Raw genomic sequence first — 19,320 nt, 5'->3', positions numbered from 1 at the left:
GCGAAGATTGAGGAAGTAGGAGTGGATATTATGTCGCAGAACAGGACGCCGGAGGACGGATGCCGCGAAGACGTTCGAGAGAACGCTCAGGCAGGAGCGAATGCTCCGGACAGTGAATTCGGGTTTGCGACGCGCAGTATCCACAGCGGGTATGCCCCTTCCGCGAATCACGATTCAGCCAGCGCGCCGATTTATCCCAGCGTCGCCTATGCCTTGCGTTCCGCCGAGCATGGCAATGCGCTTGCCGGCGGCGAGAAACGCGGCTTCTCCTACTCCCGCGTCGCCAATCCCACCGTGGATGCGTTGGAGCAGCGCATCGCGCAGCTGGAAGGCGGCATCGGCGCAGTCGCCGTCGGCTCTGGCATGGCCGCGGTCTCCTTCGCGCTGCTGTGCGCGGCCGAAGGCGGCGGGCGCATTATTTCACCGACCGATCTGTACGGCGCTTCGGTGGATGCGATGGATACCTTCTTCCCGCAGTTCGGCATCCACACGGATTTCGTGGACGATATCAACGATCTGGCCGAAGTCGAATCGAAGATCGGTCCGGATACGCGGGCCATCTTCGCCGAAACCGTTGCTAACCCCTCGACTGAAATCACCGACTTGAAGCCGCTGGCCGACTTGGCGCACCGGTATGGCATCGCGCTGATCGTCGACAACACCGTGCCGACGCCCTACTTGCTGCGCCCCATCGAATTCGGTGCCGACATCGTCGTGCATTCCACCACGAAAGGCATCTCCGGGCATGGCAATGCGCTGGGCGGCGTCATCGTGGACGCAGGCAACTTCGATTGGACCAATGGCCGCTTCCCGCATCTCACCCGCAAGGAGCTGGTGATCAGCGACGAACGCAACGGCGTATGGCATAGCTTCGCCGAAGCCTTCGGCAACGCGGCCTTCATCAGGCGCATCCGAACCAAATACGTGCGCACTTTCGGCGCGGTGCTTTCGCCCTTCAATGCCTACCTGCAGATGGTCGGCTTGGAAACCTTGCCGCAGCGTGTGCGCCAGGAGGTCGCCACGGCAAAGCTCATCGCCCAGTATCTGCGCGGCGTGGACCATATCGTCCGCGTCAACTACTCTGGCTTGGACGACGCCCCGCAGCGCGAACTGGTCGCGCAATACCTGCCGCAGGGCGTGGGAACCGTGCTCTCCTTCGAGGTCGAGGGCGACGAATCGCATGTGAACCGCATCGTCGACGGCGTCAAACTGTTCTCCTATGTGCCCAACATCGGCGATTCGCGCTCGCTGATCGTCAACCCGGCCCGCATCACGCACCGCGAGGTCCCGGAGCGCTACCGCCTGGCGGCCGGCGTCAACGACAACCTGCTGCGCCTCTCCATCGGCCTTGAAGACCCGGCCGATCTCATCGCTGACCTCGATCAGGCGATTGCCGGCGCATACTGAGCAGACTAGTGGGGTGTGGCTCGGGGTTTGTCGGCGTGCATCTGCCTGAATCGTATGCACCCGAATGCAATACGGGCGCAGAAGTGGTAGGCTGTCGGGCAGAACGGTGATGGGCCCCGCCTGGACGTATGTCCGAACCGCACGGTTTGTTATGAACACAATGTTTATGAACATTGCATTCATAACCAATCATGCTGATGGTTCCTACTCAATCTGTCGTGTAGCGGCGTGACGTTGTGCCATGCCGCTAGGCATATTGCTGAAAGGAGCTTTGGCATGGCGGAAGCTATTGGTAGTTCTCAGAATTCGACTGCGCGTGAGCCGTCCGGTGCGGCGTCTCAACAGGGGCAGCCGCAAGGGGAGCGGGGAGTTGAAGCTGGTGCTCTTCGTGGCGCGGCATCTCATCGCGTAGCGATTGTCGGCATCGCGCCTGACCAGCCCGATTTGGTTATGCAGACGGCATTGCGCTGGGCCAAGACCGGCCTGTTTGACAGGCTGATCGCCGTCTACGTCGATCCCACCTTGATACAGGTCGATGGGCATTGGGAACCGCTCGACCCCGACAGTTTGGACGAGGAGCAGCGCGTGCAGGCCTTTGAGCTGGGGCAGCGCATTGACCGCATGGCGCGGCGTTCCGGGTTCCCTGTGACCTTCAGACGTCTCGGTGGCGACCCCATGCGTCGGCTGTCTGATGAGGCGAAGCGTGCGGATGCCAAGGCGATTATCGTGGGGACGCGCGAGCACGGTCCCGTCGCCGCAGTCGAGGAGTGGCTGCGCGGCTCGATTTCGGTGCGTCTTGAACATAGTCAGAGCGTCCCGGTCGTGGTGATTCCGCTGGGAAAATATGACGATGCTGCTAGTGCTGGCGGCGCTGACGCTAATGGCGTCGTTGCGGGAATCTTCGCGCAAACCGGCAGCGAAGGCAAGCAGCAAAGCGAGGAGGACGAGTGAACTCGCGCACCAGAGTACTGCTGCAATCCGTCGCCGCTGTTTTCGCAGGCGGCAGCGTCGGCTCCCTCATCCGCATCTCATTGAGCAAATTGCAGGCCCCGGACGCGTCGTGGCCGTGGATGACCTTGCTCATCAACTTGACCGGGTCGTTCATTCTCGGCTGCCTGTTGGAATATCTGGCCACTACGGGCGAAGACGTCGGCGCAAGGCGAATCTGGCGACTCGGCCTGGGTACTGGCACTATCGGCGGATACACCACCTACAGCACATTCATTCTGGAAACCGATACCCGCATAACCGGCCACGCCGTCGCCTTGGCGTTGGCATATCTCGCTATCAGCGTGGTGGTGGGCTTGATGTGCGCCGGCTTGGGAATCGGTGCGGGAGAATGGCTCGGGCATCGTCGCAAAACCGTTGCCACAGAGGGCGCAGACGAAACGAAGCTTGCTGCGTCAACAAACTCCGCTGGCTCTGCTGACTTCGTAGCACAGCCAATCGTCGAAGTTGACGGGACTGCTGAGGCTGGCGAAGCTAATGCAACTGCCCGTGCGGACGCGCAGAAAGGAGACCAGTCATGATGCTCATTCTTGCTGCATTGCTTGGTGGCCTTGGCGCTGCCAGCCGCTTCCTCGTCGATACGTGGGTCAACAAGCGCAACCGCTTGACCATCCCCTTGGGCACCATCGTCGTCAACATCACCGCCTGCCTGCTCATGGGCATCCTCACCGGCTGGGTGACCTCGCACATCGGCTCCGACACCGTGCGCCTGCTACTCGGCTCTGGATTCCTGGGCGGCTACTCGACCTTCAGCACCGCAAGCGTCGAAGGCGTGCGCCTCATCAAGGCGCATGAACCTCTGCGCGCGCTGCAGCACACCGGTGGCATGCTCGTGCTCAGCTTGGCCGCAACCTTGTTGGGCTTTGTGATTGGGTGAGGTGAGGAAGCGTACATCGCGCAGAAACGCAGGTGAATAGGCCAGCCTAAGCATTGCGGATTATTTCCTTCATTTCATCCAGATTGTTGACATACATTGGAGTCTCCGCAGCGGCATCCAGCACCGATTGCTCGAATGGGGTCACTGTCGTTGGGCGGAATGGCGGAAACCGAGTGCTTTTGATTGTGACGTTTATAGTGTCTCGGCCTGTTCCATCGCTTTTACGATTCGTTCCGGGGTTATTTCCGGCACTGCCAGACCGAACGCGGCTTGAGGACTTGCCGCAAACGTGGCTACCGTTGCGAATGCCTTATGCGTAGGCTCCAAGTGCATGGCAGCAAACGTGTGGGGGAGCCCTATGGACCGGTAAAAAGGCAGCAAGGTTAAAGCTTCTGCGGCATCATCCTGCGCAAGCAGCTGAATGATGATGCCATAGGCTACTTTCGCCCCGTGCACCGTATGCGATGAACCGGGCAGCAGGGTGAGTGCATCATGTATGGCATGGGCGCCGGACGCTCGGGCTCGTGTCCCGCCAAAACCTCCAACTGTGCCGCCAAGCCCGATGATGGTATCAATCACTAGTCTCAGAGACTCACTCGTCTGGCCCGCATGCACCGAGTGCAGGGCGGACTCGCTATGTTCAAGTAATATATCGCGGATCAATGCCGCTGAACGCTGCGAAAGTCTATCGAATGCACGTAATGCATTCGCTCTGGCGAATACCGGGTCGGATTCGTACCATTTGGCGAGGGTGTCTCCGATGCCGCCAACCAGATATTCGATTGGCCCCGTAGATATCAGTCCGGCATCAACCAGCACAAGATCGCTATTGTGTTCATGCAGATGCGATTCGACATAACGGTGCTCACCGTCATAATTGACCGAAAGAGCGGAATAGGCGGAGCAGGTAGCTGCCAGCGTGGGAATTATGATCAGGTGGCAGCCTATTTCCTCGGCGACATTTTTCACCGTATCGGATAATTTGCCTGCCCCGATAGCTACGATTGCATCGGCTCCGTCGGCCTCCCGAGCCAAGTCGTGCGCGTTTTGGAGTGTTGCGCTGCCGTCATAATGCAATACCGGCGCAGGAAAATCCGAGAATTTCGTGTAGCGAAAGAATGCAGATTCTGACTTGCGTCCGGTAATGATGAGAGGGTTGCGATATTCGCGCAAGTATTCAGGCAGTCTCTTGGCTACCCCCGGTTCGCTGATATAACGGTCGGGACCGCTGCGAATATCGTCGTCGAATATGGTGCTCATAGTTCGTGTTTGCCTTTGCGCCTTACAGATATTGTGCGTTTTCCGCAGGTGTCTTTTCCCCGGCCGATATGGCGAAGGGCAGATGGTTGCGTTTCGAAGGAATCGGGCAGGTGCAGAATGTGGAGAATGCGCACGGGTAGTTGATCGCGTAATTGAAATCGATGGCGTTCAGACTGTCCAAGGTGAGCGCGTCCAGCTGCAGAACGCGGCCGATTCCGTAGGTCTCCTTGCCAGTCGTCTCATCTGAGAAGAAGATACTGGCGTGGCCGAAGACATTCGAGACGACGAGCGAATATGGAGTGCTTCCATAAGTGAATTCCACGAACCCGACAACCGGGTAGGATTGCAGAACCGTCGTCACCACTGAGTCATGGATGTCGAGTTCATTCGTCTCAGGTCGTCTGAAAGTGGCAGGTATGCGCCATTTCCGGTCTACGGGATAGTAATCGATGCCACGAAAATCGCGTCGGCTTCGCGCCTTGGGGTCTTTGACCCGCAGCCAGAAGCGGTGCGTGTCCTGCCTGACCAGATCGGTCTGGGAGTTGATTTCCACGAGGATGTCGCCATATTGCAGATATCCTAGGGCTTGCTCGCCGAATGCGGTAGGGGCAAAGGAAAGCGGACCATTCACTGGTTCGTCCGTGTTAAGCACAGGATGATCGAAGGAGATGTTCTGCGGATCCGGCGTATACGTCAGCACGTCGCCATCGGCGCTCCACGTGCCGGGAATTGCCTCGATCCCTTTTGATTCGCCATTCGATACCCAGGTTATGGATGTGGGGGCGAGGTAGCCATGGGGCGCAGTGAGCGTCTCAAGTCGCTGCTGGTGCCAGATATGCCATTGCTGCACGTAGAGGTCTGTCGTGGTCCGTGCTCGCGGCGTTATAGTAGGTGAACTCATTGTAAATCCTTTCACTATCGACGATTTTTTAGTATTTGAAGACTGGGATGTTATGGTCTTTTTCCACTTGCACAGCCACAGGCTTGGTGTGATAGGCATCTACGATCTTCTTGAAAGTCGGATTGTCCTTCTGATCGGTGTTTGCGACAATCACGTTGATGTACGGCTGGAACGTCTTATCTCCGGCCTTGACCAGGGGCGCGTACAGGGCGTCTTCAGGGCTTTTGCCGGCATCGGTGATGAAGTTCGTGTTTACGATGCCTCCTGCATAGTCGGGCAGCAGGCTGACAATCGAGGGGGCATCGTTCGGGACGATGACGATGCCGCTCGGATTGGATGCGATGTCGTCGGTGGTCGGGTTGGCGGTCGTGTTGTCCTTGAGCGTGATCAGACCGGCTGAATCAAGGACTTTCAGTGCTCGCCCAAGATTCGTGGCATTGTTGGGGATGGCGACTTTGTCTCCTGGTTTGAAGTCCTTCACGCTCTTGTACTTATCGGAGTACAGATTGAGTGGAGACAGAAAGGTTTCACCGATGACGGTGAACTTGTATCCCTTGTCCTTGATCTCCTGATTGAGGAATGCGTAATGCTGGAAGGCGGTGATGTCGAGATCTCCATTGGAAAGGGCCTGATTGGCGGGAATGCCGTCTTGGAATGTCTTGTATTCCAGTTTGATGTTGGCATGTTCATTATCAAGCTGCTGCTGTACGGCGTCCCATATATTCTCCTCGGAATTGCCCACGAGTCCGAGTCTGACGACCGTTTCTCCCGAGGATCTCGAGTTTTGGTAAATAAATGTCCCCGCGATTGCGGCGACAACCACGATGACTGCGACGAGAACGATGATGAGCGTGCGCTTCGCCTTGTTGCGCGAACGAGTTGCCATGATAGTGTCTTCTTTCTTGTTGGTTTTCCTATTGATGGTGTTTGCGGTGATCGGTGTGTTGGATTGATTGTTGTGGTGAATGGATGAAGGCAGCTGCTAATGTTCTGTAACTTCGACCAGCAGCCGTCCGATGAACTCGATAAGCCCTATGAGCAGAACAAGCACGATGATCGTCGCATAGGTCGCGTCAAGCATGTATCGCTGATATCCATAGCGAATCGCGAAGTCTCCCAGTCCGCCGCCGCCCACTACGCCCACAATCGCTGTCAGGCCGACGAGACTGACCAGAGTGATGACGCTGACTCGGATGATTTGCGGAATGGCCTCGCGCAGATAGATCTTGATGATGATTTCGAAGGTGCCGAGTCCCATGGCCTGCCCCGCCTCAATGAAACCCGGATCGACGCTGGCCAGAGCCGATTGTATCTGTCGACTGAAAAACGGGACGATGCCGATGATCAGCGGGAAGATTGCGCCTACGGTGCCGATTGCCGTGCCAATCACAGCACGGGTCACGGGAACCAACGCAGTGGCGAGAATGATGAACGGTATGGAACGGAAGAGATTGACAAGTTTGTCGACTACGTTGAATACGAGTGCATTCTCAGTCAGCCCGTGAGGCTGTGTGACGGTCAGAATCACGCCAAACAGCACAGCGAAGACGAATGAGATAACGCCTGCAATCCCGAGCATGATCAAAGTCTGCACGAAACTGTCGAAGAATTCAGGGAGTCTCGACGCTACATTGGGAAACCACCGCGCGAATAGATCAATCATGGTTAAGCACCTCGATTCCTATGCCGCGGCCTTGCAGATATGCGTTTGCATTGGTGATATCGTGAGGGTCTCCTTTGAGTGCAACGACAAGCCCTCCTAATGGGGCGTCGTCGATGATATCGACATCGCCGAAGATGATATTCGCATCGATGTTGAAATCGCGCGAAATATGCGAGATTAGCGCTTCGGACACCTGCTTGGAGACATAGCGCATGCGCAGCAGCTCCTGACCCGGCTGAATCTCGACTAACGGCGATTTGGCCTCGATCAGGTCCTGGACCTTGCCGAGATTGGAAGTGGTTTTCACGAAGGCCCGGGTCAGCGGCGCCTTCGGATTGACGAAGATGTCGAACACATTGCCCTCTTCTACGATTGAGCCGGAGTCGATGACTGCCACCTTGTTGCAGATCTGCTTGATAACCGACATCTGATGGGTGATGATGACGATGGTCAGGCCCAGCGCATCATGCAGATGGCGCAGTAAGGCAAGAATCGATTTCGTGGTGCTCGGGTCCAAAGCGCTGGTGGCCTCGTCGCTGAGCAGGATTTTCGGGTTGTTGACCAGCGCCCTTGCAATGGCGACGCGCTGCTGCTGGCCTCCGGAAAGCTCACTGGGGTAGCTGTCGGCTTTATCGGCAAGCCCGACCAGATCGAGCAGCTCGACAGCACGTTTGCTGCGTTCAGCTCTGTCATCCTTGCCGCGAAAGGCCAGCTCCACATTGCCTGCGGCAGTGCGCGAAGGCATAAGATTAAACGATTGGAAGATCATGCCTACCTCGCGTCGAAGTTCGCGCAGCTCTTGCCGTCTAAGTTGGCGTACGTCTTTGCCCAGCACGTGAAGAGAGCCTTCCTGGTAGCGTTCGAGGCCGTTGATGCATCGGACCAGCGTGCTTTTGCCTGCTCCGGACAAGCCGATGATGCCATAGATGTCGCCTTGCTCGATGCTGAGGTTGATGCCGTCGAGGGCGGTTTTCTCTCCATCTTCGGTTTTGTATCGTTTGACGAGATTGCTTATGGCAATTGTCGCAGTATCAATCGTTGCAGGCATATCGATGTCGTCTCCTTACCGGGTGCATTGGTTGGTGTAGCGTGGTTTGAATCAGCGGGCGAGTTCGAGGATGGCAAGCACGTCCGCGCGGTTTAGCGGGGAATAATTGCCTACGCTCGTTGCGCCGTTATGGGTCAGTCGATCGGCTATGTGAGCGAACGATTCCGCGCCGACGCTTAGCTCATGCAGGCTCGTGGCGAGTCCAAGGAGCTTGAAATACCGCTCCAGCTCATCGGCCAGTATGTTCGCTGCATGGTATTCATCGACGTCGTAGGGGTCGACTCCGAATGCTCGGACGGCAAGCTGCGCGTAACGTTCAGGTCTGCGACGAGCCACATATCGGATGATGAAAGGCAGAATCGCCGCGATGCCTTCGCCGTGGATCACGTCAAATTCCCCACCGATCTCGTGCTCGATACGATGTGTCGTCCAATCGTTGTCTGATCCGGTCGCCAGAAAACAGTGATTGAACATCGTGGCTGACAGCCAGTGCAATTCCGTGCGCGTCGTGAGACTCTGCGGGTCTTCGGCGAACCGCCTGCCTTGGGCGATTGCTGCGATCAAACCTCCTTCCAACAATCGGTCCGCTGCCTCGATATGTGGCTTGGCGGTGAAATACGGTTCGAGGAATCCAACGGCAAGATCGGCTACTGCGGCAGCCTGGTAATGGTACGGAGCGGTGCGTGAGTATTCCGGATTGACGATAGCGAAGCGCGGAATGATGAGCCTAGTTTCCAAAGCCCGCTTGTCGTGCTCCTGTTGCAGCACAGCGCAGTCCGACACCTCGGAGCCGCTGCCGGGCAGCGTCGAAATCACGCCGACGGGCAGGGTGTCTGATGGCGTGGCTGTGCCATCGAACAGATCCCAGACGTCGCCATGATAAGGAACTCCGACTCCCACGGCTTTGGCCGTGTCGAAGGAGCTGGCGCCTCCTGCGGCAAGCACGAAGTCCACCTGGTGCTCCCTGGCCTGCGTGACGAGGCTGCGGACCAGATCGATGCGAGGATTGGGTACTACGTCGCCGTTCTCGATGAGTTGCGCGCCGATCGATCGTGCGGCAGATTCGACGATGTCGTGGATGCCGAGTTCGAAGACATAGTCGCCGCTGTACACGAACAGGATGGAGGTCGCATGATGCTTGGCAAGCAGCCGTTCGAGCTGCGCCTGCGCATCGGGCCCGAAAACGAGTTCGCTTGGCGTGTAATAGGTGAAAGTCATAACCCCGACCTTTGCTGTCAATTGACTGAAGCTGGTGGTCACCCAGTGTAAGTTCGCTTACGCGCCACGACATCCCTGTTGATATACATATAAATAATGGTGGGTTATCCTATGGCTGGCTTCTAGGCGTTCAGATAACATGCCACCCGGCTGATACGATGGAATAAAGCCGCCGGACGATGGCCGTTCTGCGACATAGCCCAAAGGGGGTTGTCATGATCGGGTCCGTTGTGTTCTTCGTTGTCATTCTGGTGCTTGTTGTCGCGTTGCTGGTATCGGCGCTGTATGTCGTTCCGCAGCAGCAGGCGTATATCATCGAGCGTTTCGGCAAGCTGCACAAGGTGCAGTTCGCCGGCATCCATGTCAAGATTCCGCTGGTGGACCGCATCGTCATGAAGACGAATATGCGCGTTAACCAGCTCAACGTGAAGCTCGAGACCAAGACGCTCGACAACGTCTTCGTCACGGTCGTGGCATCCACGCAGTTCCGCGTGAACCCCGAAAACGTGGCGACGGCCTACTACGAGCTGCGCGACCCCTCGGGTCAGCTGCGCTCCTATATGGAGGATGCGCTGCGTTCCGCCATTCCGGCGTTGACGCTTGACGACGCCTTCGCGCGCAAGGACGACATCGCCGCCGATGTGCAGAAGACCGTAGGCTCCGAGATGGTGCGCTACGGCTTCACTGTGGTGAAGACGCTGATTACCGCCATCGACCCGAGCAATGCGGTGAAGGCCGCTATGGACTCGATCAACGCCGCCCAGCGCGAGAAGGAAGCCACGCGTAACCGCGCCGACGCGCAGCGCATCCAGATCGAGACGCAGGCTGCCGCCGAGGCTGAGAAGACCCGGCTGCAGGGCGAGGGCCAGGCCAATTACCGCCGCGAGATCGCCAACGGCATCGTCGACCAGATCAAGAGCCTGCAGGCCGTCGGCATGAACATCTCCGACGTGAACAACGTGGTGCTCTTCAACCAGTACCTCGACGTGCTGCGCACCCTAAGCGAGTCGAACAACGCGAAAACCGTCGTGCTGCCCGCCTCCACACCGGCCGGTTACCAGAACATGTATGACCAGGTCACTAGCGCCATGCTCACGGCCAACGAGACGCAAGCGAAGTAGAGCGGTTCCTCTTATAGGCTCTGATTCCAAGGCGGCTGCATCCAACGATGCAGCCGCCTTTTTGTCGTATGTCAACGCAGCCGAACGCGGGCGGAGCCGCAGGTTGATATCCGTTCATAAGCAACTGCTATAGCAACGTCGTCATGCGAGCGCGAAACAGTCGCTATGCTGGCAGCAAGTTCGGGGGATCGGCTTGCACAACTTCAACGGAACAATGCACAAGCAATGCGAAAGCCAATCATTCCGGTCTTGACATAACAGAGGGAATCAATCATTCATCGCCATCGGCCGGCCGGTTCAGATGCGTTGCATATTCGCGCAAACTAGTCGTACTGAGGGAAGGGGAAAATATGTTAACCAAATACCGACGCATTATGCAAGGAGCTGCGATTCTTGGCACGCTGCTTGCGCTCATGCCTGCCGCCGGATGCAGCATCAGCACCGAGCAGACCGGAGTCTCCGGGGCGTCCGATGACAAGTCGGCATCCGCGAAGACGACCACATACAAATACGGCACCGTGGAGTTTCCGAAGTCCGGGTCGTTATGCAGTTCGCCTATCGCCATCGCTGTTGAAAAGGGATACTTCCAGAAAGAGGGGATCAATCCCAAACTCGTGACCGCGGATGACGAAACACGCAAAATCGGCTTGGACACCGGGCGTTTCCCAGTGACCAACGGCGATTTCCAGTTCTTCCCGTCCATCGAGCAAGGCGTGAAAACCAGCGTCGTGGGCGCGTTGCACAAGGGCTGCATCAAGATCGCGGTGAAAAAGGGTTCCTCAATCAAGAAGCCGCAGGATCTCAAGGGCAAAACCATAGGCGTTGACCAGATAGGCGGCACGCCGTACATGGCTGCGAATCTGTGGCTAGGCGATGCCGGACTCAATGTCGATCAGAAGAACGGAGACGTGAAATATCTGCCATTCGATGACGCGAATCTTGAATTCCAGGCTCTGCAGAACGGCCAGATCGATGCTGCCGCCCTGTGGGATCCGCTGCCGACCATCCAGGAACAGAAGGGCACCGTCGACATCATCTTCGATCTTGGCACGGATCCGAAATTCGCGAAGCGCTTCTGCTGCTTCCTGTATGGTTCCGACAAGGTCATCGCTGATGATCCGCAGAAGATGAGCGCCATCTTGCGCGCGTTGAACAATGCGCGCAATTTCATAGCGCAGCATCCGCAGGAAGCCGCCAAGATTATCACCGAAAAGAAATATTCGACGATAACCGATCAGAAGCTGGCCGTGCAACTGTTCAAGGACTACGACTACGCAGTGCAGCCGAATGAGGATCAGCGTATTCAAAGCGATGTCAGCTATTTCTCCGACGGTCTGAAGAAAATCGGCTTCCTCAAAACCGACGACCCTGCGGCGTTCTCCAAGAAAATATATCGACACATCGATTCATGAGCAGGCCGGTTGCCGGGCGGCGAGACGAAGGTAAACGCCTTGCCGCCCGGTGCGGTTGAGTTCCAAAGGAAACCTCAAAGAGACCGGGAAACGCATTCTCGTTCATAATCATTCAGGGGCAAAGACGGCAGACTGAAGATGCTTTTCGTTCGCGCCCTTTATAGGAAAAGAGTTTCATGGATAAGTTTTCCGACAGGAGCGCATCGACACCAGCGGCGTATCCTGAATTGGCGATCAGCCCTGAGACGGGTGATGAAATCAGCTCCAAGAGCAGGGCGCGCGCTGATGCAGTGCCCCGGTTCAGTGCTGCGCCGCCATACCCGCTGGTGGTACTGTTCACTATCGCCGGTTTCATCATTGCCTTAGCAGTCAATGCAGCCTTTCCGCAGCGGGCAGCCGTCACCTTCGAAGAGGGCAGGCTGTGGATTGTCCTGCTGAACGGCGAAGAGGCGTATCGCATGCTTCTCGTCGTGCTGGCTGCTGCATACGCCATCGCAGGCATTCTCGATGGCAGAAAGCCTGGGACCGCGCGTCGCTTCCGCAGCCGGGCGCAGTTCCGCTTCGCCATGGGCTTGGCGCTTGCCCTCTGGGATATCGCGGGTACCAAGCTGCAAGTGCTGCCGCAACCGTTCTTTCCCGGCCCTGCGCAAGTGCTCGAAGCATTTCTGACCGAAGGCGGTTACATAGCCATCAACACGTTCTATTCGCTGCGGCTCTTCTGCACAGGGTTCATAGTTGGCGTCATCCTGGGAGTGGCGACTGGCGTGCTGATCGGATGGTTCGCCAGAGCCTATTACTGGGTCTTTCCGTTGCTGAAGATCACCGGGGTCATCCCCGCTGTGGCGTGGATGCCCTTCGCCCTGACGCTGATGCCCACGCCGTTTATCGCAGCTGTGTTCCTGCTGGTGATCTGCTCATGGTTCCCGGTCGCGTTCCTGACCGCGCAAGGCATCCAGAGCACGCCGAAAATGCTGATCGAGGCATCGCGTACCCTCGGCGCGCGTACGCCGTACATTCTCTTCCATGTCGCCGTGCCGCATGCAATGCCCAGCATCTTCACGGGCATCGGCATGGCCAACAGCCTGTCGTTTCTGACGTTGGTGATCTCGGAGATGATGGGGCAGCCTGGCGGGCTTGGATACTACATCGAACAGGCGAAAGTCTGGTCAGCATACAACAAGATTCTGGCGGCAATCGTAGTCATGGCCGTGCTGTTCTCGCTGATTATGAAACTGATCGAACTGGTGCGTGGCCGTGTGCTGCGCTGGCAGAAGGGGCTGGTGAAATGAGCGTTGAACGTGACATACGGGCGCATGATTCCGTGCATGAGCAGTCGCTGATCGGCATCAACCACGTCGGGCGCGACTTCATCGGTCCTGACGGCGTGGCCGTTACGGCGCTATCCGACATCAATCTTGAGATTCGCCCCGGGGAGCTGATCTCGGTGATAGGCCCCTCGGGCTGCGGAAAGACGACGCTGCTGCGGCTGATTTCCGGTTTGGATGCGCCGCAGCGAGGCTCAGTCACCTTCAAGGGGCGTCCCATCGAAGGTCCGAATCCCGAACGCGGATACGTCTTCCAGCAAGGCAGCCTGTTCCCTTGGCTGACCGTCGAGGAGAACGTGGCTTTTGGGCTCAAGGCGCAGGGCGTCTACAGCGGGCGCAAGGGAGAAGTCGCCGAGTACCTTGACAAAGTCGGTCTAACGGGATTCGAGCAGTCCTACCCGCATCAGATCTCCGGAGGCATGGCGCAGCGCGTGGCCATCGCCCGCGCTCTGATTGACCGCCCGGAAGTGCTGCTGCTCGATGAGCCGATGGGTGCCTTGGATTCGTTCACCCGAGCCGATTTGCAGGATACGCTGCTGGATTTGTGGGAACTGTACCATATGACGATGATCCTGGTCACCCATGATGTCGACGAGGCGATCTATCTCGGCAATCGCGTGGTGATCATGACGCCGCGGCCCGGGCGAATCAAGGAAATCGTGTCCATCGATCTTGCGCACCGCGACCGTGTGTCCGACGATTTCGCGGCATACCGCAAGCTGCTGCTGACCAAACTGCACTTCGAACCGCAAACGAGTGCCGAAGAACGATAAAGAGCGGTAAATAAACGCAACAATAGTGCGGTGGCTTGCCCAAGAATTTTGCTACGAATCCTGGGCAAGCCACCGCACTATTTGTTTGATGACTAACGATTGCTGCCTCTGCGGCAACTGCCGCGATTGCCTGGCTAGCGCAGATACACCGCCTCGAATGCCTGGGAGAGATCCGCAATCAGGTCCTTGGGGCTTTCCAGCCCGATGGAAAGGCGGACGGTCGAGGCGTTCACGCCGACGATGGCACGGGCTTCCTGGGTGAATTCGCGGTGGGTGGTGTTCGCCGGGTCGACGATCAGCGAGCGCACGTCCCCGATATTCGCCAGATAGCGGAACAGCCGCACATGGTTGATGAATGCGGCAGTCTGCTCGGCGCCTCCTTCGAGGTCGAAGGACAGGACGGAGCCCACGCCGCGCGGGTAGTCGCGTGACACGAGTTCGTGCTGCGCGCCGTCTGGGAGCCCGGCATAGTGGACGGCGGCCACATGCGGCTGCGCGGCGAGGAACTTGGCCACTTCGAGGGCCGAGGCGGTTTCCTTGGATACGCGCTCCTGCAGCGTTTCCAGACCAAGCAATTGCAGATACGCCTCGAATGGTCCGAGCACGGCACCGGTCAGCCGAAGATATTTCAGCCGTAGCCGTTTGATGAAGGCGAGCGGCCCGGCCGCTTCGATGAAGTTGCGAGGTGCGCGCCCGGCGGCTTCGCCGAGCACCCATTCCGGTTCGCTGAACTGCGGGTAGCGCTGTGCGGACCAGTCGAAGCTGTCTCCGGATGTCACCAGGCCGCCTATCGCGTTGCCGTGCCCGCTGATCGCCTTCGTGGCCGAGTACACCACGATGTCGGCGCCGTGTTCGATGGGGCGGTACAGGTATGGCGTGGGAAGCGTGTTGTCAACGATGAGAGGGACGCCATGGCGGTGTGACAGCGCAGCGAGAGCATCGACATCGGTGACGTGCGTGGTCGGATTGGATACCGATTCTGCGAAGATTGCCTTTACGCTGCCATCGTCGCGAATCAGCGATTCCACGTGGGACAGGTCGTTGATGTCCTCCACGAATGTCGTGGTCACGCCGAATTTGGGCAGCAGCGTGCGCAGCGAATCGAAGGTGCCGCCATACACGTCATACGGCGCGATGATGCGGCCGCCTCCCTCGGCGGCGTTGAGCAGCGCGTAAGTGATCGCTGCCATGCCGGAGGCTACAGCCACGGCCTCCGCCGCCCCGTCCAGTTGCGCGATGCGTTGCTCAAGTACGGTAAGCGTGGGGTTGGCCACCCGCGAATACAGATATCCGGGCTCATCGCCATTGGCGACGTTATGGCCTCGCTGGGAGTTTTCCAGCCAGAACGCGGCATTCGGGTAAATGACGGGCGCCACTGAATCGGCGTTGGCTGCCGGGTCGAAGCCGGCGTGTACTTGCGTGGTGTCGAATTGCTCAATAGGCATGATCTTCCGGTCTTTCTGCGCCGTAGTCGCTTGAACTACGGCCGCATGGATATGGGGTATGAATGATGCGAAGCTTTGCGGATATTCCCCGTTCCCGCCGCGTGCCACACAATCTAACATGCTTGCAGACTGGCCGTTCCGACTGCGTAATCGCGAAAACTTATGATGACATCAACCTAAGAATTATGATGCCGAAAGAGACTATACCTATTGCTTATACTCGGGAGATACTTCAGTCTATAGCGTGCAGTGCAGAGGCATCGCGCACGCCAGCAATGGCAAGGAACCGTACTTCGTTCAAGCTTGCGCTTATGCCCTAAAACATTGGAAACGCAAGGTTTTCAGCGATTGACGAGCGGGAATGCACCCCATAGTATTCGTTGCATTCAGGCATATTCCCAGCTGGGAATAGGTGATTCGCAGACGACAGGGGGCGCAATGGCAGGCAGCACAGCGCAAGACTTGGAAACGGCGCATCGGGCAACAGCCGATGCCGCGACGGTCGATGCCGAACAGGAGGCGGTTGCCTTCACGCAGCGTCTGATTCGCTTCGATACGCGCAACAACGGCGACGGCACATGCAACGAACGACCAGCTGCCGAATGGGCAGCCGAGCAGCTGGCTCAGGTCGGCATCTCTTCGTCCATCATCGAGAGCGAACTAGGACGTGCGAATCTGGTGGCGCAAATCGAGGGGGAAGACCCCTCGCTACCCGCGCTGCTGGTGCATGGCCATCTCGACACGGTGCCGGCCAACGAGGACGATTGGAGCGTCGACCCGCTGGGCGGCGATATCCACAATGACGACGCATTGCCATACGTGCTGCCATGCGTGTGGGGTCGTGGCGCAGTTGACATGAAAGACATGGTGGCGATGCTGCTCGCCGCCGTGCGCTCGCTGTCGCGTTCGGGAACGCGCCCGCATCGCACAATCAAACTGGTGCTGTTCGCAGATGAGGAGGCGGGCGGCTTCAAAGGATCGGAGTGGCTTGTGGTCAGCCATCCTGAGATTTTCGAGGACGTCGGCTTCATCATCAGCGAAACGGGCGGATTCTCCGACTATGTCAACGGCCAACGCGTCTACTACGTGCAGACCGGCGAAAAAGGCACGCAGTGGTTCTCTCTGCAGGCGGAAGGTACGCAGTCGCATGGCTCGCAGATCAATCCGGACAATGCGGTGGTAAGCGTCGCGCGCAGCGCCGTCAGCATTGCCGAATACCAGTGGCCGGTCGACCTCAATCCCGTGACCGAGCTACTGCTGAGCCGTCTCTCCGACATCACCGGCATCGCCCTCGATTCAGCAAACGCCGTGCAGCGGCTGATCGACGCCACCGGGTTCGCCGGGGCATGGATTGCATCTTCCGTGCGCAACACCTTCAATGTCACCTCCATCGACGCCGGCAGCACGGTGAACATTATCCCGGCCAATGCCAGCGCTCTCGTGGATGGTCGTGCGCTTCCCGGCCGGGAAGACGCCTTGATGGACACGCTGCAGCGACTGACCGCAGGGAGCTCGCACGTCAACGTGATTCACCGCAGCAAAGGCTACCTGTGCGACCCGGGCGGGACGCTGTTCACCGCAATCGAATCGGTGCTGCATGAGGTTGACCCACAGACGAAGGTCCTGCCTTTCCTCTCCTCGGGAGGCACCGACAGCAAAGCGGTTCTCTCGCTGAATCCTGATATCGAGGTGTGCGGTTTCATTCCCTTGCAGATACCGGAAGGATTCAACTACATCGCCAACTTCCACGGCATCGACGAGCACGTGCCTGTTGACGCACTGCGCTTCGGTGAGCGGACGCTGGAGCGCTTCATCGCAACATTCTAAAAACGGTCATATCCCGCACCGATTTTATGTGCTGGATGCACAAGGCCGATCACATAGCGCTGCTCAACCACCATTTCCAACCAACCATTATTTCGACCAACCACCATAGGCAATTTCAAGAAAGGCAATATCATGACCAGACTTCTCACTTCGGAATCCGTAACCGAGGGGCATCCCGACAAGGTATGCGACATCATCTCCGATTCCATACTCGACGCATATCTCGCATTGGACCCGGATTCCCGCGTCGCCGTCGAAACCTCCGCCAAGGACGGACTCGTAGTCGTAGAGGGCGAGGTGTCGGCTCCCAAAACGCTCGATCATGTCGAAATCGTGCGCAAGGCCATTGCGGACATCGGCTACACCGATGCGGCCAGCGGGCTTGACGCGCAAGGCGCCGGCGTGATCAACAACATCCGACCGCGCGAGTTCGACAGCAACGATGGCGGATCATACGGCAATTACGGCGATAACACTTCGATTAGCCGCGAAGACGCTTATAATACCTTCGGCGGCGATCAGGGGCTCATGGTCGGCTATGCCTCTGACGATACCGAAGCCCTGCTGCCGCTGCCGATCTATGCGGCCAGCAGACTCGCCGAACGCCTCGCCTACGTGCGCAAGAACGGCATCATCCCGCTGCTCCGACCGGATGGCAAGACCTTGGTGTCGGTCGAATACGCCAACGACAATGTCACTGATCCGCAGGCGATTCGGCATATACTCATCTCCACACAGCACTCTCCGGAACTGTCTTTGGATGAGGTGCGCGAACAGGTGCGTGAAAACGTGCTCAACCCAGTACTCGAAACGCTGCCTGTCGATGCGTCCGACGCGCAGATCGTCATCAACCGGGCCCCATTCAACAACGGCGGGCCGAAAGCCGACGCCGGACTGACCGGACGCAAGATCATCGTCGACACATACGGCGGCATCGCCGGCCACGGCGGCGGCGCATTCTCCGGCAAGGACCCGCGCAAGCCCGACCGCTCCGCCGCCTACGCCGCGCGCTGGGCTGCCAAGAACATCGTGGCCGCAGGGCTCGCACGCCGCGCCCAGGTGCAGCTGGGCTACTTCAACCGCGTCGCCAAGCCGATCACCATCGACGTGGAGACCTTCGGCACTGAAACCATCGACCGCGAGAAAATCCAGCAGGCGGTTGCGCGCACCTTCGACTTCCGCCAGCTCGCCATCATCGACGAGCTCGATCTGCGTCGGCCGATCTATCGCAAGACCGCGGCATACGGCCACTTCGGCCGGAATGACGCCGATTTCACATGGGAGCGCACCGACAAGGCGGACGAGCTGGCGAGGAACGTGAAATGACTGATATCTTCAATCACGAGTACTTCGACGATTTCGAGCGCGAACATCCCAATATCTTTGCCTCGAAGCTTGCACTGCTGAAAACCGCCATCACGCTTGATGACACGCGCGACATCGGCTACGCCATATCTGTCGGTGCAGGCACAGGATCCTATGAGGCCGCATTACGCGAGGAAGGCTTGGACGTGCAGCGGATCGTCGAGCCTTCCGCGAATCTTGCAGCTGAATCGAGGCGCCGCGGGTTCAACGTGACCGAGGGGCTGATTCAGGATGTCGTCTTCGAAGACGAATCTATCGACACCGTGTTCTATAACGGCAGCGCATTCGGCTTCATCGACGAAACGACGCTCGCAACTGTATTTCGCCAGCATTATCAGCAGCTCAAACCCTCCGGAGTGATTGCGTTGCTGGACGTCCCGCCGGCCAGTGCGCTGGGACTTGCCGTGCAGGCTTCATTCAGTCTCTCTGGCGAAAGCTACGTCTCGGATGTGCTCAGCCAAAGCTGGTATGCGGCCGATACGCCACGCAAGACCTACTGGCGTACGACCGAGCAATACCGCTCACTGCTTGCGGCGGCCGGATTCACTTCGTTCGCTACATGGCAGACGCTGCGCAGGCATCTCATTTATCACAATGACGCCCCCGAGCGGGCTGTCGAAGGATACCAGGAAGGCAGCTACGTCGCGCTGGTGGCAAGAAAGTAGCGCCA

19 protein-coding genes are annotated in these 19,320 nt (G+C 58.1%); 11 read left to right on the top strand and 8 right to left on the bottom strand.

Going from position 1 to position 19,320, the window contains the following annotated elements:
• Window positions 1–30 precede the first annotated feature (30 nt).
• The 4 genes from LKK40_RS00650 (at window position 31) to LKK40_RS00635 (ending at window position 3,292) form a co-directional block, all read left to right on the top strand.
• Window positions 31–1,407 (top strand): O-acetylhomoserine aminocarboxypropyltransferase/cysteine synthase family protein, encoded by a 1,377-nt coding sequence (locus LKK40_RS00650; RefSeq protein WP_304308333.1) that lies wholly within the window; start codon window positions 31–33, stop codon window positions 1,405–1,407.
• Between the two features lie 276 nt (window positions 1,408–1,683).
• On the top strand, window positions 1,684–2,358 hold the full coding sequence (locus tag LKK40_RS00645; protein ID WP_304308331.1) for a universal stress protein: 675 nt from the start codon (window positions 1,684–1,686) through the stop codon (window positions 2,356–2,358).
• On the top strand, window positions 2,355–2,936 hold the full coding sequence (locus tag LKK40_RS00640) for a fluoride efflux transporter FluC (protein ID WP_304308330.1): 582 nt from the start codon (window positions 2,355–2,357) through the stop codon (window positions 2,934–2,936). The genes LKK40_RS00645 and LKK40_RS00640 overlap by 4 nt, the downstream gene beginning before the upstream one ends.
• Window positions 2,933–3,292 carry a fluoride efflux transporter FluC gene (locus LKK40_RS00635; protein WP_304308328.1) on the top strand — a complete coding sequence of 120 codons (360 nt, stop codon included), beginning with the start codon at window positions 2,933–2,935 and terminating at the stop codon, window positions 3,290–3,292. The genes LKK40_RS00640 and LKK40_RS00635 overlap by 4 nt, the downstream gene beginning before the upstream one ends.
• A 192-nt stretch (window positions 3,293–3,484) precedes the next feature.
• Here the strand turns inward: LKK40_RS00635 and LKK40_RS00630 are convergent, their stop codons facing one another.
• From LKK40_RS00630 to LKK40_RS00605, 6 genes are all read right to left on the bottom strand, one after another.
• Window positions 3,485–4,552, bottom strand: a complete 1,068-nt coding sequence (locus tag LKK40_RS00630; protein ID WP_304308326.1) for an iron-containing alcohol dehydrogenase family protein — start codon at window positions 4,550–4,552, stop codon at window positions 3,485–3,487.
• Window positions 4,553–4,574: 22 nt separating this feature from the next.
• Window positions 4,575–5,453, bottom strand: coding sequence for a DUF1684 domain-containing protein (locus LKK40_RS00625; protein WP_304308324.1), 879 nt, complete (start codon window positions 5,451–5,453; stop codon window positions 4,575–4,577).
• Between the two features lie 28 nt (window positions 5,454–5,481).
• Complete coding sequence (locus LKK40_RS00620; RefSeq protein ID WP_304308322.1) at window positions 5,482–6,339, bottom strand: MetQ/NlpA family ABC transporter substrate-binding protein; 858 nt, start codon at window positions 6,337–6,339, stop codon at window positions 5,482–5,484.
• A gap of 96 nt (window positions 6,340–6,435) precedes the next feature.
• Entirely contained in the window at window positions 6,436–7,032 is a 597-nt protein-coding gene (locus LKK40_RS00615; protein WP_304308320.1) for a methionine ABC transporter permease, read from the bottom strand.
• Between the two features lie 76 nt (window positions 7,033–7,108).
• The gene (locus LKK40_RS00610; protein ID WP_304308318.1) at window positions 7,109–8,164 is read right to left on the bottom strand and encodes a methionine ABC transporter ATP-binding protein; all 1,056 of its coding nucleotides are present in this window, start codon (window positions 8,162–8,164) and stop codon (window positions 7,109–7,111) included.
• A 51-nt stretch (window positions 8,165–8,215) separates the two neighbouring features.
• Window positions 8,216–9,382 (bottom strand): iron-containing alcohol dehydrogenase, encoded by a 1,167-nt coding sequence (locus LKK40_RS00605; protein WP_304308317.1) that lies wholly within the window; start codon window positions 9,380–9,382, stop codon window positions 8,216–8,218.
• 215 nt (window positions 9,383–9,597) lie between these two features.
• Between LKK40_RS00605 and LKK40_RS00600 the strand changes: the two genes are divergently transcribed.
• The 4 genes from LKK40_RS00600 to LKK40_RS00585 all read left to right on the top strand — a co-directional run bounded on the left by LKK40_RS00600 (window position 9,598) and on the right by LKK40_RS00585 (window position 14,013).
• Entirely contained in the window at window positions 9,598–10,503 is a 906-nt protein-coding gene (locus tag LKK40_RS00600; protein WP_304308315.1) for an SPFH domain-containing protein, read from the top strand.
• A 350-nt stretch (window positions 10,504–10,853) separates the two neighbouring features.
• Window positions 10,854–11,915, top strand: coding sequence for an ABC transporter substrate-binding protein (locus tag LKK40_RS00595; RefSeq protein ID WP_304308313.1), 1,062 nt, complete (start codon window positions 10,854–10,856; stop codon window positions 11,913–11,915).
• A gap of 176 nt (window positions 11,916–12,091) precedes the next feature.
• Window positions 12,092–13,204: an ABC transporter permease gene (locus LKK40_RS00590; protein ID WP_304308311.1), complete on the top strand. Its 1,113-nt coding sequence runs from the start codon at window positions 12,092–12,094 to the stop codon at window positions 13,202–13,204.
• Window positions 13,201–14,013: an ABC transporter ATP-binding protein gene (locus LKK40_RS00585; RefSeq protein WP_304308308.1), complete on the top strand. Its 813-nt coding sequence runs from the start codon at window positions 13,201–13,203 to the stop codon at window positions 14,011–14,013. Before LKK40_RS00590 ends, LKK40_RS00585 begins: the two co-directional genes overlap by 4 nt.
• Before the next feature lie 134 nt (window positions 14,014–14,147).
• On the opposite strand, the gene LKK40_RS00580 is transcribed toward LKK40_RS00585, so the two are convergent.
• On the bottom strand, window positions 14,148–15,458 hold the full coding sequence (locus tag LKK40_RS00580) for an O-acetylhomoserine aminocarboxypropyltransferase/cysteine synthase family protein (protein WP_304308306.1): 1,311 nt from the start codon (window positions 15,456–15,458) through the stop codon (window positions 14,148–14,150).
• Window positions 15,459–15,896: 438 nt separating this feature from the next.
• Between LKK40_RS00580 and LKK40_RS00575 the strand changes: the two genes are divergently transcribed.
• Window positions 15,897–17,285, top strand: coding sequence for a M20/M25/M40 family metallo-hydrolase (locus tag LKK40_RS00575; RefSeq protein ID WP_304308304.1), 1,389 nt, complete (start codon window positions 15,897–15,899; stop codon window positions 17,283–17,285).
• Here the strand turns inward: LKK40_RS00575 and LKK40_RS00570 are convergent.
• Window positions 17,282–17,419: a hypothetical protein gene (locus tag LKK40_RS00570; RefSeq protein WP_304308303.1), complete on the bottom strand. Its 138-nt coding sequence runs from the start codon at window positions 17,417–17,419 to the stop codon at window positions 17,282–17,284. The genes LKK40_RS00575 and LKK40_RS00570 overlap by 4 nt on opposite strands.
• Between LKK40_RS00570 and metK the strand changes: the two genes are divergently transcribed.
• Both metK and LKK40_RS00560 read left to right on the top strand, forming a co-directional pair.
• A complete protein-coding gene (gene metK / locus LKK40_RS00565) occupies window positions 17,418–18,611 on the top strand; it encodes a methionine adenosyltransferase (protein ID WP_304308302.1) in 1,194 nt (397 codons plus the stop codon). The genes LKK40_RS00570 and metK overlap by 2 nt on opposite strands.
• Window positions 18,608–19,315 carry a class I SAM-dependent methyltransferase gene (locus tag LKK40_RS00560; protein ID WP_304308300.1) on the top strand — a complete coding sequence of 236 codons (708 nt, stop codon included), beginning with the start codon at window positions 18,608–18,610 and terminating at the stop codon, window positions 19,313–19,315. The genes metK and LKK40_RS00560 overlap by 4 nt, the downstream gene beginning before the upstream one ends.
• Window positions 19,316–19,320: the final 5 nt, after the last annotated feature.

It is taken from the genome of Bifidobacterium tibiigranuli (assembly GCF_022655035.1).
Classification (GTDB): domain Bacteria; phylum Actinomycetota; class Actinomycetes; order Actinomycetales; family Bifidobacteriaceae; genus Bifidobacterium; species Bifidobacterium tibiigranuli_A.
Note: the sequence above shows the minus strand (reverse complement) of the source record. Positions and strands in the feature narration are given on the sequence as shown.